A 23,729-nucleotide genomic window follows, 5' to 3' on the forward strand; every position below is an offset into this window, starting at 1 on the left:
TGGTCACGATTGTGACCACAATTTCCGTCGATGAACAACAGGTGCAGGAATGTTTACGGGACAGAAACATCCCGCGGTGCGGATCAGCGCGTGCGCGGCACGTACCTCGGTACCCAGCGCACGAACCCCGCGGCCCCGAGGACCGCGATCACGCCCATCGCCGCGACCGCGACCGGCAGCGACACCGCAGCGGTCAGGGCGGAGATGAGAACCGGGGCGACGGCCCCGCCCCCGTCGGTGAGCGTGCGCCAGGATCCGAGGAACGCCGCCGGATCGGTCGTGGGGGCGATGTCGGCGCCGAGGGTCAGCAGGATGCCGCTGGACAGTCCGTTGCCGACGCCGAGCACGGCCGCGAACATGGCGAACCACATGGACGCGCTGTCGAGTTCGTGCGTGACCGAGAGGGCGAAGAATCCCGCACCCATCAGGATCATGGCGGGGAGCGCGGCCCAGAGGCGTCCGAACCGGTCCATGACCTGCCCGCTGGCGTAGAACAGCGCGAAATCGATCGCGCCGGACACGCCGACGACCACGGCGATCGTCGAGGCGTCCAACCCGAGCGAGACGCCCCACAGGGGCAGCACGACCTGACGGGCTGACCGTACGGCCGACAGGGAGGCGGCGGCGAGGCCGAGGCGTGCGAGCACACCGCGGAACCGCCACATCGTGCGGAGCACGCCGGTGCGCTCCACCGTCGGGATCGAGCCGGTGACGGGTTCGCCGGTGTCCTCGGCATCCACCCCTCCGGTCGCTCGCGCGGTCGGTGCGGCGATCGCGCGTTCCGGGTCCGGACCGAGGAAGACCAGAAGGATCGTCGCCACCTGACAGACCGCGAAGAACGCGATGGATGCCGACTCGTCTCCGAAGATCCCGAGGAGGGCTGCGGAGATGAACGGGCCCACGAACATGCCGAGCCGGAATGTCCCGCCCAGCAGCGACAGCGCCCGCGCGCGGAAGTGCAACGGCACGCGCGTGGTCATGAACGAGTGTCGGGCGAGGGCGAAGGATGCCGCGCAGAACCCGATCAGGAAGACCGCGGCCGCGAACACCGCCAACGAGTTCGCGAGCACCACGCCGACCAGACCGCCGAGGATCACGATGCCGGCGACACCCATCGTGAGGCGTTCCCCGAACCGCGCCACCGCCCACCCGGCGGGGATGTTGCCGCAGAGCTGCCCGACGACGAGCGCCGACGCGATGAGCGCGGCGAGGGCGACGTCCGCGCCGAGCCGGTTCGCGATCACCGGGATGAGCGGGATGACCGCCCCCTCGCCGAGGGCGAAGAGGAGGGTGGGGCCGTAGATCATGGGCGCGAAGCGCACCAGCACGTCTCGGGGGGAGTCGCTCGTCATCGTGTCCACGATAGGCTGGAGTGTCATGCTCGAACTGGACCTTGCCGCCGACATCCAGGCGCTGCGCTCGACCTTCGCCGATATTCAGGCCGTGGTCGACGTCGACGCACTCACCGCCGACATCGAACGCCTGAACGAGGAGGCCGGTGCCCCCGACCTCTGGGACGACGTCGACAACGCCCAGAAGGTGACCAGCCGCCTCAGCCACCGTCAGGCCGAGCTCAAGCGCATCACCGAGATCGAGCAGCGTCTCGACGACCTCGAGGTGCTCGTCGAACTCGCCAACGAGATGGAGGACGAAGAGTCCGCCGAGGAGGCGCGCAAAGAGCTCGCCTCTCTCCGCGACGTGATCGGGCAGCTCGAGGTGCAGACGCTCCTGGACGGCGAGTACGACGCGCGGTCCGCGGTCGTGACGATCCGCTCCGGCGCAGGTGGCGACGACGCCACCGACTTCGCCGAGATGCTCCTGCGCATGTACCTGCGCTGGGCCGAGCGCCACAAGTACCCCGTGAAGGTCATGGACACCTCCTACGCCGAGGGCGCGGGCATCAAGTCGGCCACGTTCGAGATCGACGTCCCCTACGCCTACGGGACCCTGTCCGTCGAGGCCGGCACCCACCGTCTCGCGCGCATCAGCCCGTTCGGCGGCGCCGACAAGCGCCAGACGAGCTTCGCCGCCGTCGAGGTCATCCCCGTCATGGAAGAGGCCGTCGAGGTCGAGGTCCCCGAGGGCGACATCCGCGTCGACGTCTTCCGTTCGTCCGGCCCCGGTGGCCAGTCGGTCAACACGACCGACTCGGCGGTGCGCATCACGCACATCCCGACCGGCCTCGTCGTCTCGATGCAGAACGAGAAGTCGCAGATCCAGAACCGTGCGGCCGCCATGCGCGTCCTCCAGACGCGCCTGCTGCTGCTCAAGCGCGAAGAAGAAGCGGCCAAGAAGAAGGAGCTCGCCGGTACGATCACCGCGAGCTGGGGCGACCAGATGCGCTCCTACTTCCTGTACGGCCAGCAGCTGGTGAAAGACCTGCGCACCGGATACGAGGTCGGCAACCCCGCCGTCGTGTTCGACGGCGATCTCGACGGCCTGATCGCCGCCGGCATCCGTTGGCGCAAGCGCAAGGACGACGACGACTGATCCCGGGATGCCACGGTCGTGGCATCCATAGGACTCTCCCGGTTTCGAGACCCGGCGCGTCCTGTCGGGCTGGGCGCATCGCGCGCTTAGGCTCATCGAGCCATGATCCGGTTCGAGAACGTCACCAAGCGGTATCGCGGCACCACGAGACCGGCGTTGAACGCCGTCGACTTCGAGGTGCAGCGCGGAGAGTTCGTCTTCCTCGTCGGAGCTTCCGGCTCCGGCAAGTCGTCGTGCCTGCAGCTCATCCTGCGGGCGGAGACGCCGAGCGAGGGGAGGGTGGTCGTCCTCGGGCGAGACCTGCGCACCCTCTCCAACCGGAAGGTGCCGTACTTCCGGCGCCACATCGGATCGGTCTTCCAGGACTTCCGGCTCCTGCCCAACAAGACCGTGCACCAGAACGTCGCCTTCACCCTCCAGGTCACGGGCGCCTCGCGCGGCTTCATCCAGCAGGCCGTGCCCGAGGTGCTCGCGCTCGTCGGACTGGACGGCAAGGAGAAGCGGCTTCCTCACGAGCTCTCCGGCGGTGAGCAGCAGCGTGTCGCGATCGCCCGCGCGCTGGTGAACCGACCTCAGGTGCTGCTCGCCGACGAGCCGACCGGAAACCTGGATCCCGGCACCTCCATCGACATCATGCAGCTGCTCGCGCGGATCAACGCCGGCGGCACGACGGTGGTCATGGCCACGCACGAGGCAGGCTTCGTCGACCAGATGCAGCGACGCGTGATCGAGCTGAGCAACGGCGAGATGGTCCGTGACGAGCGGCGCGGTGGATACGGCGACACGTCCGGTCTGCCCCGGCTCGCCCCCGAGGTCGAGAGGGGCGCGGCCGCGGTCGCCGCCCTGACCGCCGTCTTGGAGGTGCAGCGCGAGGTCGCGCACATCACCGGCGCCGTCGAGCCGCTGAACCTCGAGGACGCGCAGCGCGCCGAGGCCGAGCGGGCCGCGGCCGCGCCGGCGACGGAAGCGGCGCCGGAGCCCTCGACGCACACGCGCTCGGTCCCCGTCACGACGCCCGATGTCGATGCGCTCGGACTCGCCGACCGCCTCGGCCTCGCCGACAAGAACGACCGCGACGACGAAGTGGGACCCACCTCATGAGATTCGGTCTCATCCTCTCGGAGGCCTTCTCCGGTCTGCGTCGCAACGCCTCGATGGTCATCTCGGTGATCCTGGTGACGTTCGTCTCGCTCACGTTCGTCGGCGCCGCGATGCTCATGCAGATGCAGATCGGCAAGATGCAGTCGTACTGGACCGATCGCGCCCAGGTCGCCGTCTTCATGTGCTCGACCGTGTCGGACAAGCCGTCCTGCACCGCGGGTGAAGCGGCCAGCCAGGACCAGATCGACCAGGTCCGCGCGACGCTCGAGGGCCCTTCGCTGGCGCCGTTGATCCGCAACTTCACGTTCCAGACCAGCGACGAGGCCTTCGAGAACGCCAAGGGGCTGCTGTCGGCGGACATCGCCGACGTCGTCACCGCCGACCAGTTCAACGCCACCTTCAGCATCAACCTCGTCGATCAGAGCCAGTCGGACGTGATCTCCGAGGCGTTCAGCAACCAGGCCGGCGTCGAGGAGGTGACCGACCAGATGCAGTATCTGGAGCCGCTGTTCCAGACGCTCACCGTGGCGACCTACGTCGCCGTCGGCATCGCCGGTCTGATGCTCATCGCCGCCGTGTTGCTCATCGCGACCACGATCCGGCTGTCGGCTTTTGCCCGGCGCCGCGAACTCGGCATCATGCGACTCGTGGGCGCGTCGAACAGGTTCATCCAGACGCCGTTCGTGCTCGAGGGTGTGCTGGCCGCGCTGATCGGTTCGGCTCTCGCGAGCGTCGCGGTGTGGGCGATCGTCGAGGTCGGCGTCAACCAGTATCTGCGCGAGCGGATCTCGTTCATCACGTCGTGGGTGGGCTTCTCCGACGTCGCGATCGTCGTGCCGGTGATCATCATCATCGGCGTGCTGCTGGCGGCGCTGAGCGCGAGCTTCGCGATCCGCCGCTGGCTGCGCGCCTGATCGCGTAGACTGAGGGGCTCTGTGTGCCCGGAATCATGAGGAGGTGGCACCATGCCTCGTGAGCAGGGTGAAAAGCTCATCGCGTCGAACAAGAAGGCGCGTCACGACTACGCGATCGAGAAGACGTACGAAGCGGGGCTCGTGCTGACGGGCACCGAGGTGAAATCGCTCCGGCAGGGGCGGGCGAACCTGACCGACGGCTACGCCTACATCGACGGCGGTCAGGCGTACCTGGATGCCGTTCACATCCCGGAGTACTCGCAGGGCCACTGGACCAACCACTCCGCCAAGCGCACGCGCAAGCTGCTGCTGCACAAGGAAGAGATCGTCAAGCTCTCGCACGCGGTCGCCGCGGGCGGGTACACGCTCGTGCCCCTGCGCCTTTACTTCCTCGACGGCCGCGCCAAGGTCGAGATCGCGGTGGCCAAGGGCAAGCGCGAGTTCGAGAAGCGCCAGACGATCCGCGAGCGCGAAGACAAGCGCGAGGCGGAACGCGCGATGCGCACGAAGAACCGCCTGGGGGAGTGACCCTCACTCGGCGACGAATCGGCCTTCGACGGTCGCGCCGACGACCAACTCGGGCGGCTGCAGGCTGAACGAGGGACCCGTGTCCGCCTTCGCGAACATCATGCGGGGAGCCGCGGCATCCTGTCGCGACTCCAGCAGGCCCGCGTCCGCGATCTCGACAGCGGTGACGGACGCAAGTCCCAGCGCCTCGGCGTAGGCGGCCGCCCGCTCCACGGCGACCTGCACGGCCGCGGCGGCCACTCTCCGCTCGACGCCCACGCGGGTGTCGCGGGCGAGGCGCCAGTCCACCGCGGTGACCTGCACGTCGTCCGACTCGGCGACGTCGCCCAGCCACCACGACAGCGCACCGGCGTCGGTGAAGGTGGCCGACAGCTCCACGCTCGCGTGGTGCACGAGGGGCAGTTGGGCGCCCTCGCTGTTCCAGGGGCGGTCGGACCAGACGGACACGCGTGCGCTCGACCACTCCGAGACCTCGCCCGACCGCAGGTGCGCGACCAGCCCGTCCTGGACGGATGCCGCCCGCTCCTGCGCGCGCTCGACCACGGGACCGCGAGAGGGACCGTCGGTGGACACGGTGACGCGCACCGCGGCCTCTTCGGCGCGCACGCGCGTTTCGCTCTCGCCGCGGACGGTGATGGTGACCTGACTCATGCGGCGAGCCTAGGGGAGAGGCCGGGAATGGCCCAGGGGCGCGATCCGTTGTAGTCTGTGATGCTCGGGTGCTTCGGCATCCGAGGATGGCAATTCCACAGTGTGACGATGGTCGCTCCTACACGGAGTTCCCGGGGCTGATCGGTTTCGACAGCGCCTGCGAACCTGCGAGAAGCGGGCCGAGGATGTGGGGTTATCTCGTAAACGCTCCCTGCAAAACAATAAGTGCCGAAACCAAGCGCACTGACTTCGCCCTCGCTGCGTAAGCGAGCCCGATAGTCCGTCAGACCGTGTGTGACCCCGCCACGGATCCTGGCGTCATTTAGGGGTCTTGCTGTGTGACGGCGTCCGGACGTCACGCGGGACTTTTCCCGGACTGGGCCTGTCGACTTAGGTGTCTGTGACAAAGGTCGGGGCCGAGCAGAACGTCTGCACAGACTGCGCCCGGAGAAAACGCGGAGACCCAGCGTTGGACGGGGGTTCGATTCCCCCCAGCTCCACGAACCATCGTCACACCGACGGAGTACGGAAGACCGCCCCACGGGGCGGTCTTCTGCTTTATGCCCTCGGGGCGTGAGTCCTTGTGCAGGGCAGATCGGTCACCGGGCTCCCCGCGCGGGTGGCCGTGACCATCACGAATTCGATTCGTCGAGGACCCAGTCGATGCACTCGCGCACGAATTCGGTGAACGTCCGACCCGTCGCTTCGAGTTCACGGGTCTCATGCAGGAACCAGTAGACCGCTCCCACGTCGTCGGTGTCCGGGTGACCGCGAAAGCACGCGAGATCTCCAGCTCCATTGTTCAAGAACGTGATCATGTCCAACGGGAGCCCGCCGTCGGCGCGTTCGTGAAGCGTCGCCTGCGTGACCAGCATCGACGGGTACTCGACGTCGGGACCGAGTCCGAAGAATTCACTGCTCCCGATCGACATCCACCCGAACGTCCGGAGGTAGACGTGGAAGTCGGGCGGGAAAGACCCGAGGAGTGACTCTGCCTCGCTTATCTCCTGCTCAGAGACTCCAGATCCCATCTCGGCCTCGCCGCGCTGTGCGAGGGTCATTATCTCCATGACGAGGTCGTCCAAGGGGATCCTCCGGATCGCGAGAAGTGTTGCCGACGTCGATGAATGCTGGTCGGCTTCGGCGACCAGGCTATCGATGCGGCGACCTTCGGATCTATGCCGCGGACCGCGTGTGCACGTCGCTCTCGCCGGACGCGTCGTTGAACTCGAGGTAGACGCGACCCTCGGTGCGGGTGAGGGTCGCGGTGTTGCGGCGCTCGATCGCGCCCGCCATCCGCTCGACGAATCCCGGGTCGAACGAGTGCAGCAGCACCTCGTCACCGCGGTGGATGCGCTTGCCGGCCCATGGCGCGGCCACCTTCTCGGGGTCGCGGTGGGTGTAGACGGCGACCCGCTCGGCCTTCATGCTGCCGGCGTGGAGGCGGGCGGCATCCGGGGCTCCCACCTCGATCCAGGCCACGAGTGCGCCGGTGAGATCCCGCACCGAGACGGCGGGTTCGTCGGTCGCGGCGACGCCCTCGCTGAAGGCGATGCCCTCCTCGTACTCGAGGCAGTAGGCCAGGACGCGCGTGAGCATGTACGGGTCGGTCTCGGATGGATGCCGGGCAACCCGCAGCTGCAATTCTTCGTACACGCCGCGATCGACGTCGGAGAGCTGCACCGTGAAGGTGTGAATGGTCGCGCCGATAGCCACGAGGGTCGAGCCTACGCGACCGCTTGCCGCCCACCGCGCCGGCGACCTAGCGTCGGAGGATGCCCGATCCCCGCACCCAGCGCATCGATGTCGGTCCGTTCCAGCTCGACCCGGATGCCGATTCCTCGGCGTGGCGCGCCGTCGCCTCCGACGGCGTCTCCGTGCCCGCGGGGTCGTGGAACGACTGGGTCGCCCTCGCCGAGCGCGTGCTGCGGCTCGACGGCATCTGGCGCGAGCGCGAAGCGCGAGGCGACGCGTGGGACCAGGGGCACGCGGCATCCGGATCCGTCGACGCGGTGAATCCCTACCGCTGACCCTGCGGCCAGTCGATGAGCACCAGGCTCTGCTTCGTGTCGGCCACCTTCACCCAGCCGTCGCCGAAGAGATACGTGATGCCGTAGCCGTCCGCACCGCGCCCCGCGAGCCAGTCGGGATTCTCGGTCACGTAGACCTCGCCGTTCGCGCCATCCTCCCGCTTCCAGCCCGAGGCGACGAGATCGTCCTCCGCCTTGTCGGCGGCGGTGGCGTCGATCGGCGCCCAGCCGAACATCTGGACGCCCGCGGCCGTCGCAGAGCCGTCGCTCCACTTGCACAGGATGCCGTCGGGCACCTCCGTCGCTCCGACGCGGAGGGGCTCGCTCTGCGGCTTCCACCCGATGCTCTCGAAGTCGGCGGCGGTCGAGGAGAGGATGATCGTCTCGCACGTCGGGTCGGTCGTCCCGGCGTCGGACTCGTCGGTGGGGGACGCGTCCGGCGTCGAGGTCGGACTGCCCTCGAGGATGATCGGGGTCGCGCTGGGGGCGGCTGCCGTGCTCGGGGCGCACGCGGCGAGCGCGATCGCTGTCAGGAGTGCCGCCGACGCTGCGGCGAGGGTCCGCCGCGTCACGGGGTGTCCTCCGCGTGGAGGAAGGCGAGGAAGTCGTCGTGCAGAACGCCGTTCGTCGCGAGCGACGACTCCGCGTCGAGCCGGTCGGAACCGTCGAACGCCGAGAACCGGCCGCCGGCCTCGCGCACGATGGGCGCGATCGCGGCGATGTCGTACTCCTTGACGCCGAACTCGGCGACGAGCTCGAGTCGGCCCTCGGCCAGCCACATGTACGGGAGCGCGTCACCGTACCCGCGGTCGCGCCACACGGCGCGTGCCAGGCGTTCGAGCGTCGGGACGAGGTCGACGTCGTCCCACTGCTCGATGCTCTGGAAGCTGATGCTGGAGTGCGCGATGTCGTCGACGCCGGACACGCGGATGCTACGGGGCTCGCCGTCGCGGCCGTTGGTCCACGCGCCGAGGCCGGTCGCCGCCCACCACCGGCGTCCCAGCGCGGGTTGGCTGACGACGCCGACCTGCGGCACGCCGTCGACGGTGAGCGCGATGAGCGTGGCCCACACCGGGATGCCGCGCATGTAGTTGTGCGTGCCGTCGATCGGATCGATGACCCATCGGCGCGCGGTGTCTCCGGAGGTCCCGTACTCCTCGCCGAGGATCGCGTCGTCGGGGCGCTCGGCATCCAGGATCCCGCGGATCGCGCGCTCGGTGGCGAGGTCGGCCTCGGTCACGTGAGTGCGGTCGGGCTTGGTGTCGATCCGCAGATCGGCCGCGTCGAACCGCGCCATGGCGACGGCGTCGGCGGCGTCGGCGAGACGCAGCGCGAGGGCGAGGTCGTCGCGCAGCGACGGGTCGGAAGTCACGGACGCGGCACTCGAGAGCGGCTCATCGATGGGGGACACGCGACCAGGATAGACGGCGAGCCTGAGCCGATTTGGTGAGCCTGCGTCACCCCTGGTAACGTAATCCCTCGGTTCGGAACGCGTTTTCCGGGCCGAACGGAACGCACCTCTAGCTCAATCGGCAGAGCAACTGACTCTTAATCAGTGGGTTCTGGGTTCGAGTCCCAGGGGGTGCACCGACAGGCCCTCACCCTCGCGGGTGGGGGCCTTTTTCGTGTCGCCGTGTGGTGCACCTCGCGATTCCATCGCCGCGGCGCGAGGATGGCGGCATGGCCGACGACGAGATGTGGGACGTCACCGACGTCCAGGGGACACCCACCGGAACGCTCCACCGGAGGGGCGACGGGCCGGTGCCGGCCGGGTCGTTCCACATTGTGGCATCCGTGTGCGTGGTGGCATCCACCGGTCGGGTGCTCGTGAGTCTGCGGGCCGAGGGCAAGGACTATCCGCTCGCATGGGAGTTCCCGGCGGGGAGCGCGCTGCGCGGAGAATCGAGTCGCCGCGGCGCAATCAGGGAGCTCGACGAAGAAGTGGGGATCTCCGTCCTTCCGGATGACCTGGTCCTGGTCGGGCGGGTGATCGAGGAGCGGGCGCTGTTCGATCTGTGGACCGTCCACGTCGACGGAGAGCCGGCCGTCGTGGTGGACCCGGAGGAAGTGCGCGAAGCGGAATGGGTCGACCTCGACGAGGTGCACCGCCGCTGGCAGGCGGGGGTGTTCGCGAGTCCCTGGAACGCCCGGTTCGCGCAGTTGTGGGCGAGCCTCGAGCGCGCCGTCCGGGCCGAGTCGTGACCGATCGCACGTTCGACGTCCCGGTCGCCGGAGGGGCGCTGCACGCGGGGGAGTGGCATCCGGATGCCGACGGCCTCCCGTGGCTCCTCGTGCATGGGGTCACGGCCTCGCACCTCGCGTGGATGTGGGTGGCGCGTGAGACTTCGGACGTCCGATTGATCGCCCCGGATCTCCGCGGGCGGGGTCGCAGCGCCCCGGTCGGCGGGCCGTTCGGGATGGCCGCGCACGCCGACGACCTCGCCGCGGTCCTGGATGCCGCCGGCGTCGAGCGCGCGCTCGTCGTCGGGCATTCCATGGGGGCGTTCGTGTCGGCCGTGTTCGCCGACCGTCATCCTGAGCGGGCAGCGGCGGTGGTTCTCGTCGACGGGGGACTGCCCCTGGATCTTCCACCGGGGATGCCGCCCCGCGAAGCGATCCGGCATGTGCTCGGCCCCACGTCGGCGCGTCTCGAGATGCGCTTCCGGGATGCCGCGGCCTATCGCGACTTCTGGCGGTCGCATCCGGCGTTCGTGGGGCGGGAGGACCCCCTGCTCGACGAGTACTTCGCCTACGACCTGATCGAGACGGAGTCGGGGTGGCGGCCCGCCACATCGCCGGCCACCGTCGAGGCCGACTCGCTCGATCAGAACACCGGCGACGACATCACCCGAGCCCTCGACCGGATGCCGCGACCCACCGTGCTGCTGGCCGCCGAACGCGGGCTGAGGGGTGAGCTCCCGCCGCTCTACCCCGATCTCGCCCGCGTGCGGCGCGACGTGCCCGGACTGCAAGATGCACGGCGCTGCGAGGGGACCGACCACTACTCGATCGTGATGTCGGCGGAGGGGGCCCGCGAGGTCGCCGTGGCCGCGCGCGCGGTCGTCGGGAGCCTGTGACCCCGGGCGACGCGCGAGGGCGGTGTCGTCAAGCAGCCGGGTGAACTTCGCCGGGCTGCAGGCCGGATTCCGGTGTCGTGGCGCGGCATGCGCCTACCGTCGGCCGAATGCGTCGTCTCTTTGTTTCCGGTGCCGCCCTGGTCGCCCTCGCCCTCTCGGCGTTCCTCGTCGCCGGTAATCCGGCGGCCGCCGCCGTCCCCGACCTGACCGGCCGCTCGTACGTCGCCCTGGGTGACTCGTACGCTGCCGCGTGGGGGCTGCCCCTCTCGTCGACCCAGCCCGCGCAGGGCTGCGACCAGTCCGACCAGAACTACCCCCACCTCCTCGCCGCTCAGTTCGGCTTCTCCCTCACCGACCGCTCGTGCGGCGGCGCCGTGATCGCCAACGTCGTCGACACTCCCCAGGCCGTTGCCGGCGGAACCGCTCCGGCGCAGTCGGACTCCTTGGATGCCGACACGGCCCTGGTGACGCTCACCATCGGCGGCAACGATCTCGGCTTCTGGAACATCGGTCAGATGTGCGTCGCGCTCTCCGCGGTGGGGCCTGTGGCGGGCAGCATCGACGGGCAGACGCATGCGACGTGCCGGGAGCAGTTCGTCGTCGACACGCCCGCGGGCCCCGTCAACACGCTCGAGACGCAGGTCGACCAGACGGTCGCCCCGGCACTCGAGTCCGCGATCGCCACGATCCAGACGCGGGCGCCGAACGCGAAGATCGTGGTGATCGGCTACCCCGCTCTCGCCCCCGACGCCGCTCACACCCCGAGCGCCGGCTGCTACTCCGGACTGTTTCAGGGGCTCGGGTTCCGGGCCAACGCCTACCCGTACACCGACGTCGACGTTGCGCTCCTGCACGACACCCAGGTGTACCTCGACGACGCCATGTCCGCGGCGACGCAGGCGGCGGGGGCGACCTACGTGTCGCTCCTCGCCGACTCGGTGGCGCACAGCCCGTGCACCCCCGCGGACTCCTACGTCAACGGCATCAGCCTCACGCTGTCGCCCGACAGCATCCCCGTGAGCGGACTGCCGTTCGGCGGAGTCAAGATCGGTGCCCTCCACCCGAACGCGTCCGGTGCGGTCTTCGCGGCCGGTCATGCGGCCGACGTCGTCCGTGAACTCTTCGCGGAGCCGGACCGCACGCCGACTCCCACTCCGACCCCGACCCCGACTTCAACTCCGACCACCGAGCCCACGGCGACGCCCGAGCCAACCGCATCGCCGACGGCGACCTCCACGCCGACGCCGAGCGCGAGTGCATCCGCCGCCGCGGCGTCTCCCGCGGGGCTCGCCTCGACCGGCGCGCCCTCGGTCGCGACCGCGATCGGGATCGGTGTCGCGATGCTGATCGTGGGTGCGGTCGTGACGATCTTCCTGCGTCGTCGACGCGTGCGCGACTGACTCGATCCACGCGAGAGCGCCCGGCCGCCGACACGATGTCGGTGACCGGGCGCTCGTCGCGTGCGGGTGTCAGGCCGCGTCGCCCACGAGGACGGCAGCCCCCTCGTCGGCAGCGGTCGGGTGCGCCTGATCGATGTGCGCGAGCGCGCGGCGACCGAACAGCACGCACGCGGCGGCGATCAGCACCGAGACGGTCGCCATGATGTACGGCGCTCCCGCGCTGACGGCGTGCCACAGGAACGCGGCGAGCGGCGGGGCCACGGCGCCGCCGAGGAACCGGACCGCCGAGTACGCCGACGACGCGACCGAGCGGGGGAGGTCGGTCGCCTCCATGACCGCCTCGGTGAGCGCGGTGTTGACGATGCCGAGCACGAGGCCGCCGACGATGATGCAGGCCACCAGTCCGGGGGCGGAGCCGACGACGAAGGCCGCGACGAGCAGGTCCGCCGCTAACAGCGGCAGGGTCACGAGCAGCACGGAGGTCAACCGCATCCGGCGCAGGAGCAGGGGAGCCACCCACACGCTGGTGATCGCCAGCGCCAGGCCCCAGCCGAAGAACGTCAGTCCGATCCCCATCGCGCCGAAGCCGAGCGGGAACGGCGAGAACGCCAGCAGCGTGAAGAAGCCGATGTTGTAGAACAGCGCGGTTGCGGCCAGGATCGCGAGCGCCGGACGCCCGAGGGCGCGGAACGGGGCGCTGAACGGGATCGGTGTGCGGGCGGGCGACGGTCCGCGCAGCAGCACCGCGACGGCCACGAACGCGATCGCCATGAGGACGACCACGCCGAAGAAGGGTCCCCGCCAGCTGGCTTCGCCGAGGATGCCGCCGAGGAGGGGGCCGACGGCGATGCCGAGGCCCAGGGCGGCTTCGTACAGGATGATCGCGGCGGAGCTTCCGCCCGAGGCGGCACCGACGATGGTCGCGAGGGCCGTCGAGATGAACAGGGCGTTGCCCAGGCCCCAGCCCGCGCGGAAGCCGATCACGGCGTCGACGCTGCCGCTCAGGGCGCAGAAGAGGGCGAACACGACGATCGGGCCGAGTCCGACGAGCAGGGTGGCCTTCGCGCCGATCCGGCTGGAGATCCAGCTCGTCACGAGCATCGCGAGTCCGGTGACCACGAGGTAGCTGGTGAACAGCAACTCCGTCTCGACGGGGCTCGCCTCGAGCGACTCGGCGATGGCCGGGAGGATGGGATCGACGAGGCCGATGCCCATGAACGCCACCACGCAGGCGAACGCCACGGCCCACACCTGAGCGGGCTGTTTCCAGATGCTGGGGGTGGAGCTCATCGCACGACCTCCGGCTGCAGGCCGACGCGGGCGGCGAGAGCGTCGGCGCTGGTGCGCACGGCATCCCACTCGGCATCCGTCAGATCGGCGACGTGGGGGGTCAGTGCGGCGCTGAGCGCGTCGAACCAGCGGTCCAGCTCACGCAGCCCTTCATCGGTCGCGGAGACGACGCTCACGCGCGAATCGTCGGGGTGGATGCCGCGGGCGACAAGCCCGGCCTCTTCCATCTGGTGCACGAGTCGGGTCATGCCGGGCTGCGAGACGCGGCTGAGCGTGGCGAGGTCGCCGAGGCGCTGCGGTCCGTGGTCACGCAGCAGCGTGAGGGTGCGCCACTGCGCACCGGGGGCGTCGTTCTTGGTGTCGATGGCCGCGATGCGCGTCAAGGCGTGCACCGCGAAGATCAGTCTCTGGAGATCGTCGTCGCGGGTCATTCCTCGAAGTATACCCCTGGTATATAACGTGGGTATCGATTATCGACCGGCGATCCTGGTCGAGAGCTGGTGGGCGTGCGCGAGCAGGAGGCGACCGAGCTCGGCGAGGCGTTCCCCGCCGAAGCGGAACTCGACCCCCGTCAGGCTCAGCGCCCACTGCGGTTCGCCCGTACTGGTGAAGACGGCCGCGCCGATGCCCCAACTGCCCTCGACGATGAGGCCCGGGTTCACCGCGTAGCCGCGCGCCTTCGTGTCGGCGATGCGCGAGCGGATGCGCGTCGGCGCATGGGCCGCACCCCAGCGGTCGGACAGGTCGTCGTGCCGATCGAGGTAGGCGTCGACCTCGTCCGGCGGGAGGAACGCCAGGATGGCCAACCCCGCGGACGCGACCCCGAGCGGGAACCGGACGCCCTCGGAGAGCACGAACGACCGGATCGGGAAGCTGCCGTCCTCGCGGACGAGGCAGACGGTCTCATCGCCGCGGCGGACGGAGAGGAACGCGCTCTCCTCGGTCCGGACGGCGAGGGAGCGCACGATGTCGCGCGCGAGGGAGGTCACGTCGAACCGGGATGCCGCGATCGTCCCCATCAGATACAGCTCGGGACCGGGCAGCCACCGGCCGGTGGCGTCGTCGCGGTCCACGAGGCCCTCTTGCCGCAGTGCGGAAAGCAGGCGATGCGCCGTCGGTCGTGTGAGGTCGGCGAGGCGCGCGAGATCGCCCACCGCGGCACCGTCCGTCCCCGCCGCCGTCACCAGCCGGAGCAGGTGCGCCGCGCGAGCGACGGCTTGAGCGCCCGGAACGTTCCCGCGAGTCGGGGGGAGCGGGGTGGTGTCCACGATGTGGACGGTACGCGGTTCGGCATCCACATCGCAAGAACGGACGCGACCGGGGGTGCGGGACGGGCGCAGGATGGACCCACCGATCCCTGCACGAAGGAGTCCGCGTGATCGACAAGACCTGGTCCTCGCCGAGCGAGGTCGTCGCCGACATCCCCGACGGAGCCTCGCTCGCGGTCGGGGGATTCGGCCTCTCCGGCAACCCCATCGCCCTCATCGAGGCGCTGCTCGCCCAGGGCACGAGCGACCTGTCCGTCGTGTCCAACAACTGCGGCGTCGACGACTGGGGTCTCGGCATCCTGCTCGGGGCCGGCCGGATCCGGAAGATGACGTCGTCGTACGTCGGCGAGAACAAGGAGTTCGAGCGTCAGTTCCTCTCCGGCGAACTCGAGCTCGAGCTGACGCCGCAGGGCACGCTCGCCGAGAAGCTGCGCGCCGGAGGATCCGGGATCGCCGCGTTCTACACGCAGACCGGCGTCGGCACCCAGGTCGCCGAGGGTGGCCTGCCGCAACGGTACGACGGCGCGGGCGGCATCGCGGTCGCGTCGCCCCGGAAGGACGTCCGCACCTTCGACGTGCAGGGCGAGCCGCGCGAGTTCGTCCTGGAAGAGGCGATCACCACCGACTTCTCCCTCGTCCACGCCTGGAAGGGCGACCGCCACGGCAACCTCGTCTTCCGGAAGGCGGCGCGCAGCTTCAATCCGCTGGCCGCGATGGCCGGGCGCGTGTGCATCGCCCAGGTCGAGCACCTCGTCGAGCCCGGCGAGATCGATCCCGACGACGTGCACCTGCCCGGCGTCTTCGTCCACCGTCTCGTCGAGGTCGGTCCCGACATCGAGAAGCGCATCGAGAAGCGCACCGTCACCGAAGGAGCGCACTGACATGGCCCTCACCCGCATCGAGATGGCGGCGCGCGCCGCCCGTGAACTCGCCGACGGCTCGTACGTCAACCTCGGCATCGGTCTCCCGACCCTCGTGCCCAACCACGTGCCCGACGGCGTCACCGTCGTGCTGCAGTCCGAGAACGGCATCCTGGGCGTCGGCCCGTACCCGACGGAGGATGCGGTGGATGCCGACCTCATCAACGCCGGGAAGGAGACGGTGACGACGCTGCCCGGGGCCGCGTTCTTCGACTCGGCCACGAGTTTCGGCATGATCCGCGGGGGCAAGATCGACGCCGCGATCCTGGGCGCGATGCAGGTCTCGGCATCCGGTGACCTCGCCAACTGGATGATCCCCGGCAAGATGGTGAAGGGTCCGGGTGGAGCGATGGACCTCGTCCACGGCGCGGCCCGCGTCATCGTCCTGATGGAGCACGTCGCGCGCGACGGCTCGCCCAAGATCGTCGACGCGTGCTCGCTGCCCCTCACCGGTCGCGGTGTGGTCGACCGCATCATCACCGACCTCGCCGTCATCGACGTGACGCCCGACGGTCTCGTGCTCGTCGAGCTCGCCCCCGGCGTCACCGTCGACGACGTCGTCGCCGCGACCGAACCCCCGCTCACCGTCCGCATCCCCGAGGAGCAGAACGCATGACCTCCGCCACCGACGTCGTCATCGTCGCCGCCGCCCGCACGCCCCAGGGTCGCCTCAAGGGACAGCTCGCGCCGCTGACCGCGGTGCAGCTCGGCGCGGCCGCCATCTCCGGCGCCCTGGAGCGCGGCGGCATCCCCGCCGATGCCGTCGACGCCGTGCTCGTCGGACAGGTGCTGCAGGCCGGAGCCGGGCAGAACGCGGCACGGCAGGCCGCGATCGCCGCGGGCATCGGCTGGGACGTCCATGCCGCGACCGTCAACAAGGTGTGCCTGTCGGGCCTCACCGCGATCATCGACGCTTCCCGCATGCTCCGCCTCGGAGACGCGACCGTCGTTGTGGCCGCGGGTATGGAGTCCATGACCCGCGCCCCGCACCTGCTCATGAATTCACGCGAGGGCTATGCGTACGGCTCGATCGAGGTCCTGGACCACATGGCGTACGACGGCCTCACCGACGCGTACGACCGCGAGAGCATGGGGGCCTCCACCGAACGCGCGAACGCCCGGTACGAGATCACACGGGAGGCTCAGGATGCCGTGGCCGCCCGGTCGCATCAGCGCGCGGCCGCGGCGCGAGAGGCCGGCCTGTTCGACGCGGAGATCGTTCCGGTGTCCATCCCGCAGCGGAAGGGCGAGCCGGTCCTGGTGACCGCCGACGAGGGCATCCGCCCGGAGACGACGGTCGAGGTCCTCGGCAAGCTGCGCCCGGCCTTCGCGGAGGGCGGATCGATCACGGCGGGCAACGCTTCGCCGATCTCGGACGGAGCCTCGGCGGTCGTCCTCACGACGCGTGCCGTCGCGGAGGAGCACGGATGGGACGTGCTGGCGACGGTCGGTGCGTCCGGCCAGGTCGCCGGGCCCGACAACTCGCTGCACGCCCAGCCCGCCCATGCGATCGCCCGCGCGCTGGAGAAGCAGGGTATCGCGGCATCCGATCTCGATCACGTCGAGATCAACGAGGCGTTCGGCGCCGTCGTGGCCCGGTCGCAGGCCGAGCTGGGCCTGTCCGACGACGTCGTCAATCCGCACGGCGGCGGCATCGCCATCGGCCACCCGATCGGGGCGTCCGGCAACCGTCTCGTCGTGCACGCGGTGCACGAGCTCGTGCGGCGGGGGAGCGGCACGGCCGCGGTGGCGCTCTGCGGCGGAGGGGGTCAGGGAGACGCGCTGATCCTCACGCGCTGACCTCGCCTGGACACACGGATGCCGCGGCCCCGAGGCCGCGGCATCCGTCGTCGTGTCAGCGGGCGAGGCGCTTCTTCAGGAGCTTCTGCTGCTTCTTCGACACGGGCGAATCGCCCGCGACGGTGCGCCCGCGACGCGCGCGGCGGGTGTCGACGACGGCGCCCACCGCCAGGGCGAGCGTGATGCCCCAGCTCAGCCACGCCAGAGCCGTGCGCCACGTGAACTCCTCGTGGTTGCGGAGTCCGCGCAGCAACGTGACGCCGCCGGTGATGGCGCTGAGGAGACCGGTTCCGAAGATGTACTGACGCATGCCCTCAACATATCGAGCCGCTGACTCTCTGCGCGTGCGCCTTGACATCCCGCTGCCCGTATCGCATTCCGGACCGCCCGTGGAACGACACCACCCCGCTGTTAGCCTGAGAGGAAGCTACCGAGGAGGACCTGTGTCGCAGGCCGATTTCGTCGTCGTCGCCAATCGTCTACCGGTGGATCGCACCCCCGACGGGGAGGGGTGGCGGCGCTCACCCGGCGGTCTCGTCACCGCGCTGGAGCCCGTCATGCGTCGGGCGGAGGGTGCGTGGGTCGGCTGGGCGGGCCAACCCGATGTGAGCCTCGAACCGTTCGACTTCGACGGAACGCACCTGGTTCCGGTCGAGCTGTCCGCCGCCGACGTGCAGCACTACTACGAGGGCTTCTCCAACGACACGATCTGGCCGCTGTACCACGATGTGATCGCCGAGCCGACGTACAAGCGCGCGTGGTGGGAGGCGTACGTCCGAGTGAACCGGCGTTTCGCCGAGGCGGCCGCCGCGGCGGCGTCCGAGAAGGCGACCGTCTGGGTGCAGGACTACCAGCTGCAGCTCGTACCGAAGCTGCTGCGCGAACTGCGCCCGGATCTCACGATCGGCTACTTCCACCACATCCCGTTCCCCGCCTACGGCCTCTACTCGCAGCTCCCGTGGCGCAAGCAGGTGCTCGAGGGACTGCTCGGCGCCGACGTCATCGGCTTCCAACGCGTCGCCGACGCCGGCAACTTCGCCCGAGCGGTCCGGCGCCAGCTGCGGTACGAGACCAAGGCGAGCGGCATCTCGGTGCCGGACGGACAGGGCGGTACACGGGTCGCCCTCGCGAAGGCGTTCCCGATCTCCATCGACGCCGATTCGTACATCGAGCTCGCACAGCGTCCGGACATCCAGCAGCGGGCGAAGGAGATCCGGGAGGGGCTCGGCAACCCGCGAAAAATCCTGCTCGGTGTCGACCGCCTCGACTACACCAAAGGCATCCGCCACCGGCTGAAGGCGTGGGGCGAACTCCTCGAGGACGGCCGGGCGACGGTGGAGGATGCCACCCTCGTCCAGGTCGCGAGCCCGAGCCGCGAGCGCGTCGACGCGTACGTCCAGCTGCGCGACGAGATCGAGATGACCGTGGGGCGCATCAACGGCGACCACGACAGCACGACCCACACGGCGATCCGCTACCTGCACCAGTCCTACCCGCGGGAGGAGATGGTGGCGCTCTTCCTCGCCGCCGACGTCATGCTCGTCACGGCCCTCCGGGACGGGATGAACCTCGTCGCGAAGGAGTACGTCGCCAGCCGAATCGACAACCGCGGTGTCCTGGTGCTCAGCGAGTTCGCCGGTGCGGCCGACGAGATGGGCAGTGCGCTGCTCATCAACCCTCACGACATCGACGGACTGAAGGACACGATCGTCCGCGCCCTCGAGATGCCGGCCGCCGAGCAGGGGCGCCGCATGCGGGCACTGCGCAAGCGCGTCCGCGACCACGACGTCGAGGACTGGTCGCGCGAATTCCTCGACGCGCTGTCGGCGTTCCACGACCGCGCTTCCAGTGCCGCGGCGGCTGCCGAGGTCGACGCGAACCTGGACGAGCCCGAGGACGCGTCGTGACCGCGGCGGATGCGGCGATCGAGGCGGTGTCGACGACAGCGGTCCTGCTCGTCGCGCTCGACTTCGACGGGACCCTCTCGCCCCTCGTCGACGATCCGATGACGGCGCGCATGACGCCGCGCGCCCGCGCGGCCGTCGATGCCCTCGCGGCGCTGCCCGACACGGTCGTCGCCCTCGTGTCGGGTCGTTCGCTCGGACACCTCCGCGAGATCGCCGAGCACGACGACGCCTCGCCCATCTGGCTCGCCGCCTCGCACGGGGCGCAGTTCTGGACGCCGGGCGCGGGGGAGGAGCCCGCCCCCGACGACGCGGACGACCTGGCGCTCCGCGACCGTCTGCAGTCGACGATCTCCGGCGGCGTCGACCATCTCGACGGCGTATGGATCGAGCCGAAGGAATTTGGCGTCGGCGTGCACACGCGGCGAGCGGATGCCGCGGCGACCGAGGAGGCGCGTGGTCTCGCCGATCGCCTCGTCGCGGAGGAGGCGCCCGACTGGCGACGACGCACCGGCCACGACATCCTCGAGTTCGCGTTCCGCCACGAGGGCAAGGACTCCGCGGTGGAGCACCTGCGCGAGCGGATCGGGGCCACCGCGGTGATCTTCGCGGGCGACGACGTCACCGATGAAGACGCGCTGGGCGCGCTCGCGTCGGGGGATCTCGGCATCCACGTGGGAAGCGGTGAGACGGCCGCCACGCTGAAGGTCGCCGACATCGACGGACTGGTCGACGTCCTCGAGGCTGTCGCGCATCAGCGTGTCGCCCACGCGCAATAGACTGCGAGAATGCCCGCTCCGCAGAATCCGAACACCGGTGAGTTCGACATCAAGCCCCGCAGTCGCGTCGTCACCGACGGCATCGAAGCCACCACCTCCCGCGGCATGCTCCGCGCCGTCGGCATGGGTGACGAGGACTGGGACAAGCCCCAGATCGGCATCGCGTCGAGCTGGAACGAGATCACGCCCTGCAACCTGAGTCTCGACCGGCTCGCGCAGGGCGCCAAGGAGGGCGTCCACTCCGGTGGCGGCTACCCGCTGCAGTTCGGCACCATCTCCGTCTCCGACGGCATCTCCATGGGCCACGAGGGCATGCACTTCTCGCTCGTCTCGCGCGAGGTCATCGCCGATTCGGTCGAGACCGTCATGATGGCCGAGCGCCTCGACGGATCCGTGCTCCTCGCCGGCTGCGACAAGTCGATCCCGGGCATGCTCATGGCATCCGCTCGTCTCGACCTCTCGAGCGTCTTCCTCTACGCGGGCTCGATCGCTCCGGGCTGGGTCAAGCTCAGCGACGGCACCGAGAAGGACGTCACGATCATCGACTCGTTCGAGGCCGTCGGCGCGTGCCTCGCGGGGAAGATGAGCGAGGCCGACCTCAAGCGCATCGAGTGCGCGATCGCGCCGGGCGAGGGTGCGTGCGGTGGCATGTACACCGCCAACACGATGGCCTCGGTCGCCGAGGCGCTGGGCCTCAGCCTCCCCGGTTCCGCCGCCCCGCCGTCGGCCGACCGCCGTCGCGACTACTTCGCCCACCGCTCGGGCGAGGCCGTGGTCAACCTGCTGCGCCAGGGCATCACGACGCGCGACATCCTCACCAAGGAGGCGTTCGAGAACGCCATCGCGCTGGCGATGGCCCTCGGCGGCTCGACGAACGTCGTGCTGCACCTCCTGGCGATCGCCAACGAGGCCGAGGTCGAGCTGTCTCTGCACGACTTCAACCGCATCGGCGACAAGGTGCCCCACGTCGCCGACATGAAGCCGTTCGGCAAGTACGTCATGAACGACGTCGACCGCCACGGCGGCATCCCGGTCATCATGAAGGCCATGCTCGACGAGGGCCTCCTGCACGGCGACGCGCTCACCGTCACGGGGAAGACCCTGGCCGAGAACCTCGCCGACCTGAACCCCGACCCGGTGGACGGCAATGTCATCCACCGCTTCGACGACCCGATCCACGCCACCGGCGGCATCACGATCTTGCACGGTTCCCTCGCCCCCGAGGGCGCTGTCGTCAAGACCGCCGGCTTCGACGCCTCGGTGTTCGAGGGCCCGGCCCGCGTGTTCGAGCGTGAGCGTGCGGCCATGGACGCCCTCGAGGCCGGCGACATCAACGCCGGCGACGTCATCGTCATCCGCTACGAGGGCCCCAAGGGCGGCCCGGGCATGCGCGAGATGCTGGCGATCACCGCAGCCATCAAGGGCGCGGGGCTCGGAAAAGATGTACTACTCTTGACGGACGGTCGATTCTCAGGCGGCACAACCGGCCTCTGCATCGGCCACATAGCTCCCGAAGCGGTGGACGCAGGTCCTATCGCCTTCGTGCGCGATGGTGATCTGATACGGGTCGATATCGCCGCTCGCACTCTCGACTTGATCGTCGATGACGCCGAGCTGAGTTCCCGCCGCGAAGGCTGGGAACCGCTTCCCCCGCGCTATACCCGTGGCGTTCTGGCCAAGTACTCGAAGCTCGTGCACTCCGCTGCGGAGGGCGCGGTCACGGGCTGACGGCCGTCCCCCTTTCACCCCCACCTGGTTCCGAGGTACCACCATGTCCGCCGAATCCGCCACGGCCGTTCCCCGGCCCCCCGCTCGCACCGCCCCGGCGCCCGTGCTCACGGGCGCCCAGGCGGTCGTCCGTTCGCTCGATCTGCTCGGCGTCACCGACGTGTTCGGTCTGCCGGGCGGCGCGATCATGCCCGTCTACGACCCGCTCATGGACGACGAGAACGTCCGCCACATCCTGGTTCGCCACGAGCAGGGCGCCGGCCACGCCGCCGAAGGCTACGCCGCCGCCTCCGGACGCACCGGAGTCGCCATCGCGACCTCCGGCCCCGGGGCGACCAACCTCGTCACGGCGATCGCCGACGCGTACATGGACTCCGTGCCGCTCGTGTGCATCACCGGTCAGGTCTTCTCGACCCTCATGGGAACGGATGCCTTCCAGGAGGCCGACATCGTCGGCATCACGATGCCGATCACGAAGCACTCGTTCCTGGTGAAGACCGCCGAGGAGATCCCCGGCGCGATCGCCGCGGCGTTCGAGATCGCCTCCACGGGGCGTCCCGGTCCGGTGCTCGTGGACATCACGAAGGACGCGCAGCAGAACTCGGCTCCGTTCGTGTGGCCGCCCAAGATCGACCTGCCCGGCTACCGCCCCGTGACCAAGGCCCACGGCAAGCAGATCCAGGCCGCGGCCCAGCTCATCGCCCACGCGAAGAAGCCCGTCCTCTACGTCGGGGGCGGTGTCATCCGCGCGAAGGCGTCGGCCGAACTCAAGACGTTCGCCGAGGCGACCGGCGCTCCGCTCGTGACCACGCTCATGGCGCGCGGGGCGTTCCCCGACTCGCACGATCAGCACCTCGGCATGCCGGGCATGCACGGGACGGTGCCCGCGGTGCTCGCCCTGCAGGACAGCGACCTGATCGTGTCGCTCGGCGCCCGCTTCGACGACCGCGTCACCGGCAAGGCCGCGCTGTTCGCTCCGAACGCTCAGGTCGTGCACGTCGACATCGATCCCGCCGAGATCTCGAAGATCCGCACGGCGGACGTGCCGATCGTGGGCGACCTCAAGGAGGTGCTCGTCGACCTGGATGCCGCCTTCCGCCAGGCGGCATCCGAGACCGAGGTCGACTACTCGGAGTGGTGGTCGTTCCTCAACGGTCTGCGCGAGGAGTTCCCCCTCGGCTACACCCCGACGACCGACGGCCTGCTCTCGCCGCAGCACGTGATCCAGCGGATCGGCGAGCTCACCGGCCCCGAGGCGATCTACGCCGCGGGCGTGGGTCAGCATCAGATGTGGGCGGCCCAGTTCATCAAGTACGAGCGCCCCAACGCGTGGCTCAACTCCGGCGGTGCCGGCACCATGGGCTACTCCGTCCCCGCGGCGATGGGCGCGAAGGTCGCCGAACCCGAGCGCGTGGTGTGGGCGATCGACGGTGACGGCTGTTTCCAGATGACGAACCAGGAACTCGCGACCTGCGTCATCAACGACATCCCGATCAAGGTCGCGATCATCAACAACTCCTCGCTCGGCATGGTGCGCCAGTGGCAGACGCTGTTCTTCGACGGCCGTCACTCGAACACCGACCTCAACACGGGTCACGGGACGCGTCGCATCCCGGACTTCGTCAAGCTCGCCGAGGCCTACGGATGCCTCGCGATCCGGGTCGAGAAGGAGGACGAGATCGACGCGGCGATCGAGTTGGCCCTCGCCACGAACGACCGCCCGGTCGTGATCGACTTCGTCGTGAGCGCCGACGCGATGGTGTGGCCGATGGTTCCCCAGGGCGTCAGCAACAGCTACGTCCAGTACGCCCGCGATCACTCGCCGGCCTTCGCCGAGCAGGAGGACTGA

General features: G+C 69.7%; 25 protein-coding genes, 1 tRNA gene and 1 other RNA gene. 17 read left to right on the forward strand and 10 right to left on the reverse strand.

The window, feature by feature from the left end:
- Nucleotides 1–83 precede the first annotated feature (83 nt).
- Entirely contained in the window at nucleotides 84–1,379 is a 1,296-nt protein-coding gene (locus tag QM517_RS02895) for an MFS transporter (protein WP_283285086.1), read from the reverse strand.
- Between QM517_RS02895 and prfB the strand changes: the two genes are divergently transcribed.
- From prfB to smpB, 4 genes are all read left to right on the forward strand, one after another.
- On the forward strand, nucleotides 1,378–2,490 hold the full coding sequence (prfB, locus tag QM517_RS02900; RefSeq protein WP_077052644.1) for a peptide chain release factor 2: 1,113 nt from the start codon (nucleotides 1,378–1,380) through the stop codon (nucleotides 2,488–2,490). The two genes, QM517_RS02895 and prfB, sit on opposite strands and share 2 nt — an antisense overlap.
- Nucleotides 2,491–2,592: 102 nt before the next feature.
- The gene (gene ftsE, locus QM517_RS02905) at nucleotides 2,593–3,591 is read left to right on the forward strand and encodes a cell division ATP-binding protein FtsE (protein WP_077051727.1); all 999 of its coding nucleotides are present in this window, start codon (nucleotides 2,593–2,595) and stop codon (nucleotides 3,589–3,591) included.
- Nucleotides 3,588–4,505: a permease-like cell division protein FtsX gene (gene ftsX, locus QM517_RS02910; RefSeq protein WP_283285088.1), complete on the forward strand. Its 918-nt coding sequence runs from the start codon at nucleotides 3,588–3,590 to the stop codon at nucleotides 4,503–4,505. The genes ftsE and ftsX overlap by 4 nt, the downstream gene beginning before the upstream one ends.
- A gap of 51 nt (nucleotides 4,506–4,556) precedes the next feature.
- Nucleotides 4,557–5,033, forward strand: coding sequence for an SsrA-binding protein SmpB (smpB, locus tag QM517_RS02915; protein ID WP_013586260.1), 477 nt, complete (start codon nucleotides 4,557–4,559; stop codon nucleotides 5,031–5,033).
- 3 nt (nucleotides 5,034–5,036) lie between these two features.
- Here smpB and QM517_RS02920 read toward each other — a convergent pair whose 3' ends face one another.
- Nucleotides 5,037–5,684 (reverse strand): SIMPL domain-containing protein, encoded by a 648-nt coding sequence (locus QM517_RS02920; protein ID WP_283285092.1) that lies wholly within the window; start codon nucleotides 5,682–5,684, stop codon nucleotides 5,037–5,039.
- 133 nt (nucleotides 5,685–5,817) lie between these two features.
- Here QM517_RS02920 and ssrA point away from each other — a divergent pair.
- Nucleotides 5,818–6,187, forward strand: a transfer-messenger RNA (tmRNA) gene (gene ssrA / locus QM517_RS02925).
- 129 nt (nucleotides 6,188–6,316) lie between these two features.
- On the opposite strand, the gene QM517_RS02930 is transcribed toward ssrA, so the two are convergent.
- Both QM517_RS02930 and QM517_RS02935 read right to left on the reverse strand, forming a co-directional pair.
- On the reverse strand, nucleotides 6,317–6,769 hold the full coding sequence (locus QM517_RS02930; protein WP_283285094.1) for an SMI1/KNR4 family protein: 453 nt from the start codon (nucleotides 6,767–6,769) through the stop codon (nucleotides 6,317–6,319).
- Between the two features lie 91 nt (nucleotides 6,770–6,860).
- The gene (locus tag QM517_RS02935) at nucleotides 6,861–7,400 is read right to left on the reverse strand and encodes a YaeQ family protein (protein WP_077051723.1); all 540 of its coding nucleotides are present in this window, start codon (nucleotides 7,398–7,400) and stop codon (nucleotides 6,861–6,863) included.
- A 59-nt stretch (nucleotides 7,401–7,459) separates the two neighbouring features.
- On the opposite strand from QM517_RS02935, the gene QM517_RS02940 reads away from it, so the two are divergent.
- Nucleotides 7,460–7,714: a hypothetical protein gene (locus QM517_RS02940; RefSeq protein WP_077051722.1), complete on the forward strand. Its 255-nt coding sequence runs from the start codon at nucleotides 7,460–7,462 to the stop codon at nucleotides 7,712–7,714.
- On the opposite strand, the gene QM517_RS02945 is transcribed toward QM517_RS02940, so the two are convergent.
- Both QM517_RS02945 and QM517_RS02950 read right to left on the reverse strand, forming a co-directional pair.
- On the reverse strand, nucleotides 7,705–8,286 hold the full coding sequence (locus QM517_RS02945; protein ID WP_283285096.1) for a hypothetical protein: 582 nt from the start codon (nucleotides 8,284–8,286) through the stop codon (nucleotides 7,705–7,707). The two genes, QM517_RS02940 and QM517_RS02945, sit on opposite strands and share 10 nt — an antisense overlap.
- Nucleotides 8,283–9,125: an inositol monophosphatase family protein gene (locus tag QM517_RS02950; RefSeq protein WP_160897411.1), complete on the reverse strand. Its 843-nt coding sequence runs from the start codon at nucleotides 9,123–9,125 to the stop codon at nucleotides 8,283–8,285. The genes QM517_RS02945 and QM517_RS02950 overlap by 4 nt, the downstream gene beginning before the upstream one ends.
- A gap of 103 nt (nucleotides 9,126–9,228) precedes the next feature.
- Between QM517_RS02950 and QM517_RS02955 the strand changes: the two genes are divergently transcribed.
- The 4 genes from QM517_RS02955 to QM517_RS02970 all read left to right on the forward strand — a co-directional run bounded on the left by QM517_RS02955 (nucleotide 9,229) and on the right by QM517_RS02970 (nucleotide 12,191).
- Nucleotides 9,229–9,301, forward strand: a tRNA-Lys gene (locus QM517_RS02955).
- 93 nt (nucleotides 9,302–9,394) lie between these two features.
- A complete protein-coding gene (locus tag QM517_RS02960; RefSeq protein WP_077051706.1) occupies nucleotides 9,395–9,916 on the forward strand; it encodes an NUDIX hydrolase in 522 nt (173 codons plus the stop codon).
- Nucleotides 9,913–10,791: an alpha/beta hydrolase gene (locus QM517_RS02965; protein ID WP_283285099.1), complete on the forward strand. Its 879-nt coding sequence runs from the start codon at nucleotides 9,913–9,915 to the stop codon at nucleotides 10,789–10,791. The genes QM517_RS02960 and QM517_RS02965 overlap by 4 nt, the downstream gene beginning before the upstream one ends.
- 107 nt (nucleotides 10,792–10,898) lie before the next feature.
- The gene (locus QM517_RS02970; protein WP_283285101.1) at nucleotides 10,899–12,191 is read left to right on the forward strand and encodes an SGNH/GDSL hydrolase family protein; all 1,293 of its coding nucleotides are present in this window, start codon (nucleotides 10,899–10,901) and stop codon (nucleotides 12,189–12,191) included.
- A 69-nt stretch (nucleotides 12,192–12,260) separates the two neighbouring features.
- On the opposite strand, the gene QM517_RS02975 is transcribed toward QM517_RS02970, so the two are convergent.
- Genes QM517_RS02975 through QM517_RS02985 form a run of 3 tightly spaced genes read right to left on the reverse strand, consistent with a single transcriptional unit; the run spans nucleotide 12,261 to nucleotide 14,749 of the window.
- Nucleotides 12,261–13,481: an MFS transporter gene (locus QM517_RS02975; protein ID WP_283285103.1), complete on the reverse strand. Its 1,221-nt coding sequence runs from the start codon at nucleotides 13,479–13,481 to the stop codon at nucleotides 12,261–12,263.
- Nucleotides 13,478–13,912, reverse strand: coding sequence for a MarR family winged helix-turn-helix transcriptional regulator (locus QM517_RS02980; RefSeq protein ID WP_283285106.1), 435 nt, complete (start codon nucleotides 13,910–13,912; stop codon nucleotides 13,478–13,480). Before QM517_RS02980 ends, QM517_RS02975 begins: the two co-directional genes overlap by 4 nt.
- 39 nt (nucleotides 13,913–13,951) lie before the next feature.
- Nucleotides 13,952–14,749 (reverse strand): IclR family transcriptional regulator, encoded by a 798-nt coding sequence (locus tag QM517_RS02985; RefSeq protein WP_283285108.1) that lies wholly within the window; start codon nucleotides 14,747–14,749, stop codon nucleotides 13,952–13,954.
- 107 nt (nucleotides 14,750–14,856) lie between these two features.
- Between QM517_RS02985 and QM517_RS02990 the strand changes: the two genes are divergently transcribed.
- From QM517_RS02990 to QM517_RS03000, 3 genes are read left to right on the forward strand one after another with little or no spacing between them, the layout of a single operon-like run.
- On the forward strand, nucleotides 14,857–15,630 hold the full coding sequence (locus QM517_RS02990) for a CoA transferase subunit A (protein ID WP_283285110.1): 774 nt from the start codon (nucleotides 14,857–14,859) through the stop codon (nucleotides 15,628–15,630).
- A 1-nt stretch (nucleotide 15,631) separates the two neighbouring features.
- Entirely contained in the window at nucleotides 15,632–16,285 is a 654-nt protein-coding gene (locus QM517_RS02995) for a CoA transferase subunit B (protein WP_175627611.1), read from the forward strand.
- On the forward strand, nucleotides 16,282–17,469 hold the full coding sequence (locus tag QM517_RS03000) for an acetyl-CoA C-acetyltransferase (protein ID WP_283285114.1): 1,188 nt from the start codon (nucleotides 16,282–16,284) through the stop codon (nucleotides 17,467–17,469). The genes QM517_RS02995 and QM517_RS03000 overlap by 4 nt, the downstream gene beginning before the upstream one ends.
- 55 nt (nucleotides 17,470–17,524) lie before the next feature.
- On the opposite strand, the gene QM517_RS03005 is transcribed toward QM517_RS03000, so the two are convergent.
- On the reverse strand, nucleotides 17,525–17,779 hold the full coding sequence (locus QM517_RS03005; protein WP_077051699.1) for a hypothetical protein: 255 nt from the start codon (nucleotides 17,777–17,779) through the stop codon (nucleotides 17,525–17,527).
- Between the two features lie 133 nt (nucleotides 17,780–17,912).
- On the opposite strand from QM517_RS03005, the gene QM517_RS03010 reads away from it, so the two are divergent.
- Genes QM517_RS03010 through QM517_RS03025 form a run of 4 tightly spaced genes read left to right on the forward strand, consistent with a single transcriptional unit; the run spans nucleotide 17,913 to nucleotide 23,729 of the window.
- Nucleotides 17,913–19,376 carry an alpha,alpha-trehalose-phosphate synthase (UDP-forming) gene (locus tag QM517_RS03010; protein ID WP_292889683.1) on the forward strand — a complete coding sequence of 488 codons (1,464 nt, stop codon included), beginning with the start codon at nucleotides 17,913–17,915 and terminating at the stop codon, nucleotides 19,374–19,376.
- A complete protein-coding gene (gene otsB / locus QM517_RS03015; RefSeq protein WP_283285116.1) occupies nucleotides 19,373–20,152 on the forward strand; it encodes a trehalose-phosphatase in 780 nt (259 codons plus the stop codon). Before QM517_RS03010 ends, otsB begins: the two co-directional genes overlap by 4 nt.
- A gap of 9 nt (nucleotides 20,153–20,161) precedes the next feature.
- On the forward strand, nucleotides 20,162–21,880 hold the full coding sequence (ilvD, locus tag QM517_RS03020; RefSeq protein ID WP_278101870.1) for a dihydroxy-acid dehydratase: 1,719 nt from the start codon (nucleotides 20,162–20,164) through the stop codon (nucleotides 21,878–21,880).
- Between the two features lie 43 nt (nucleotides 21,881–21,923).
- Nucleotides 21,924–23,729 carry an acetolactate synthase large subunit gene (locus QM517_RS03025; protein WP_077051696.1) on the forward strand — a complete coding sequence of 602 codons (1,806 nt, stop codon included), beginning with the start codon at nucleotides 21,924–21,926 and terminating at the stop codon, nucleotides 23,727–23,729.

Origin of the sequence: Microbacterium sp. IEGM 1404 (assembly GCF_030056775.1) — a bacterium.
Classification (GTDB): Bacteria; Actinomycetota; Actinomycetes; order Actinomycetales; family Microbacteriaceae; genus Microbacterium.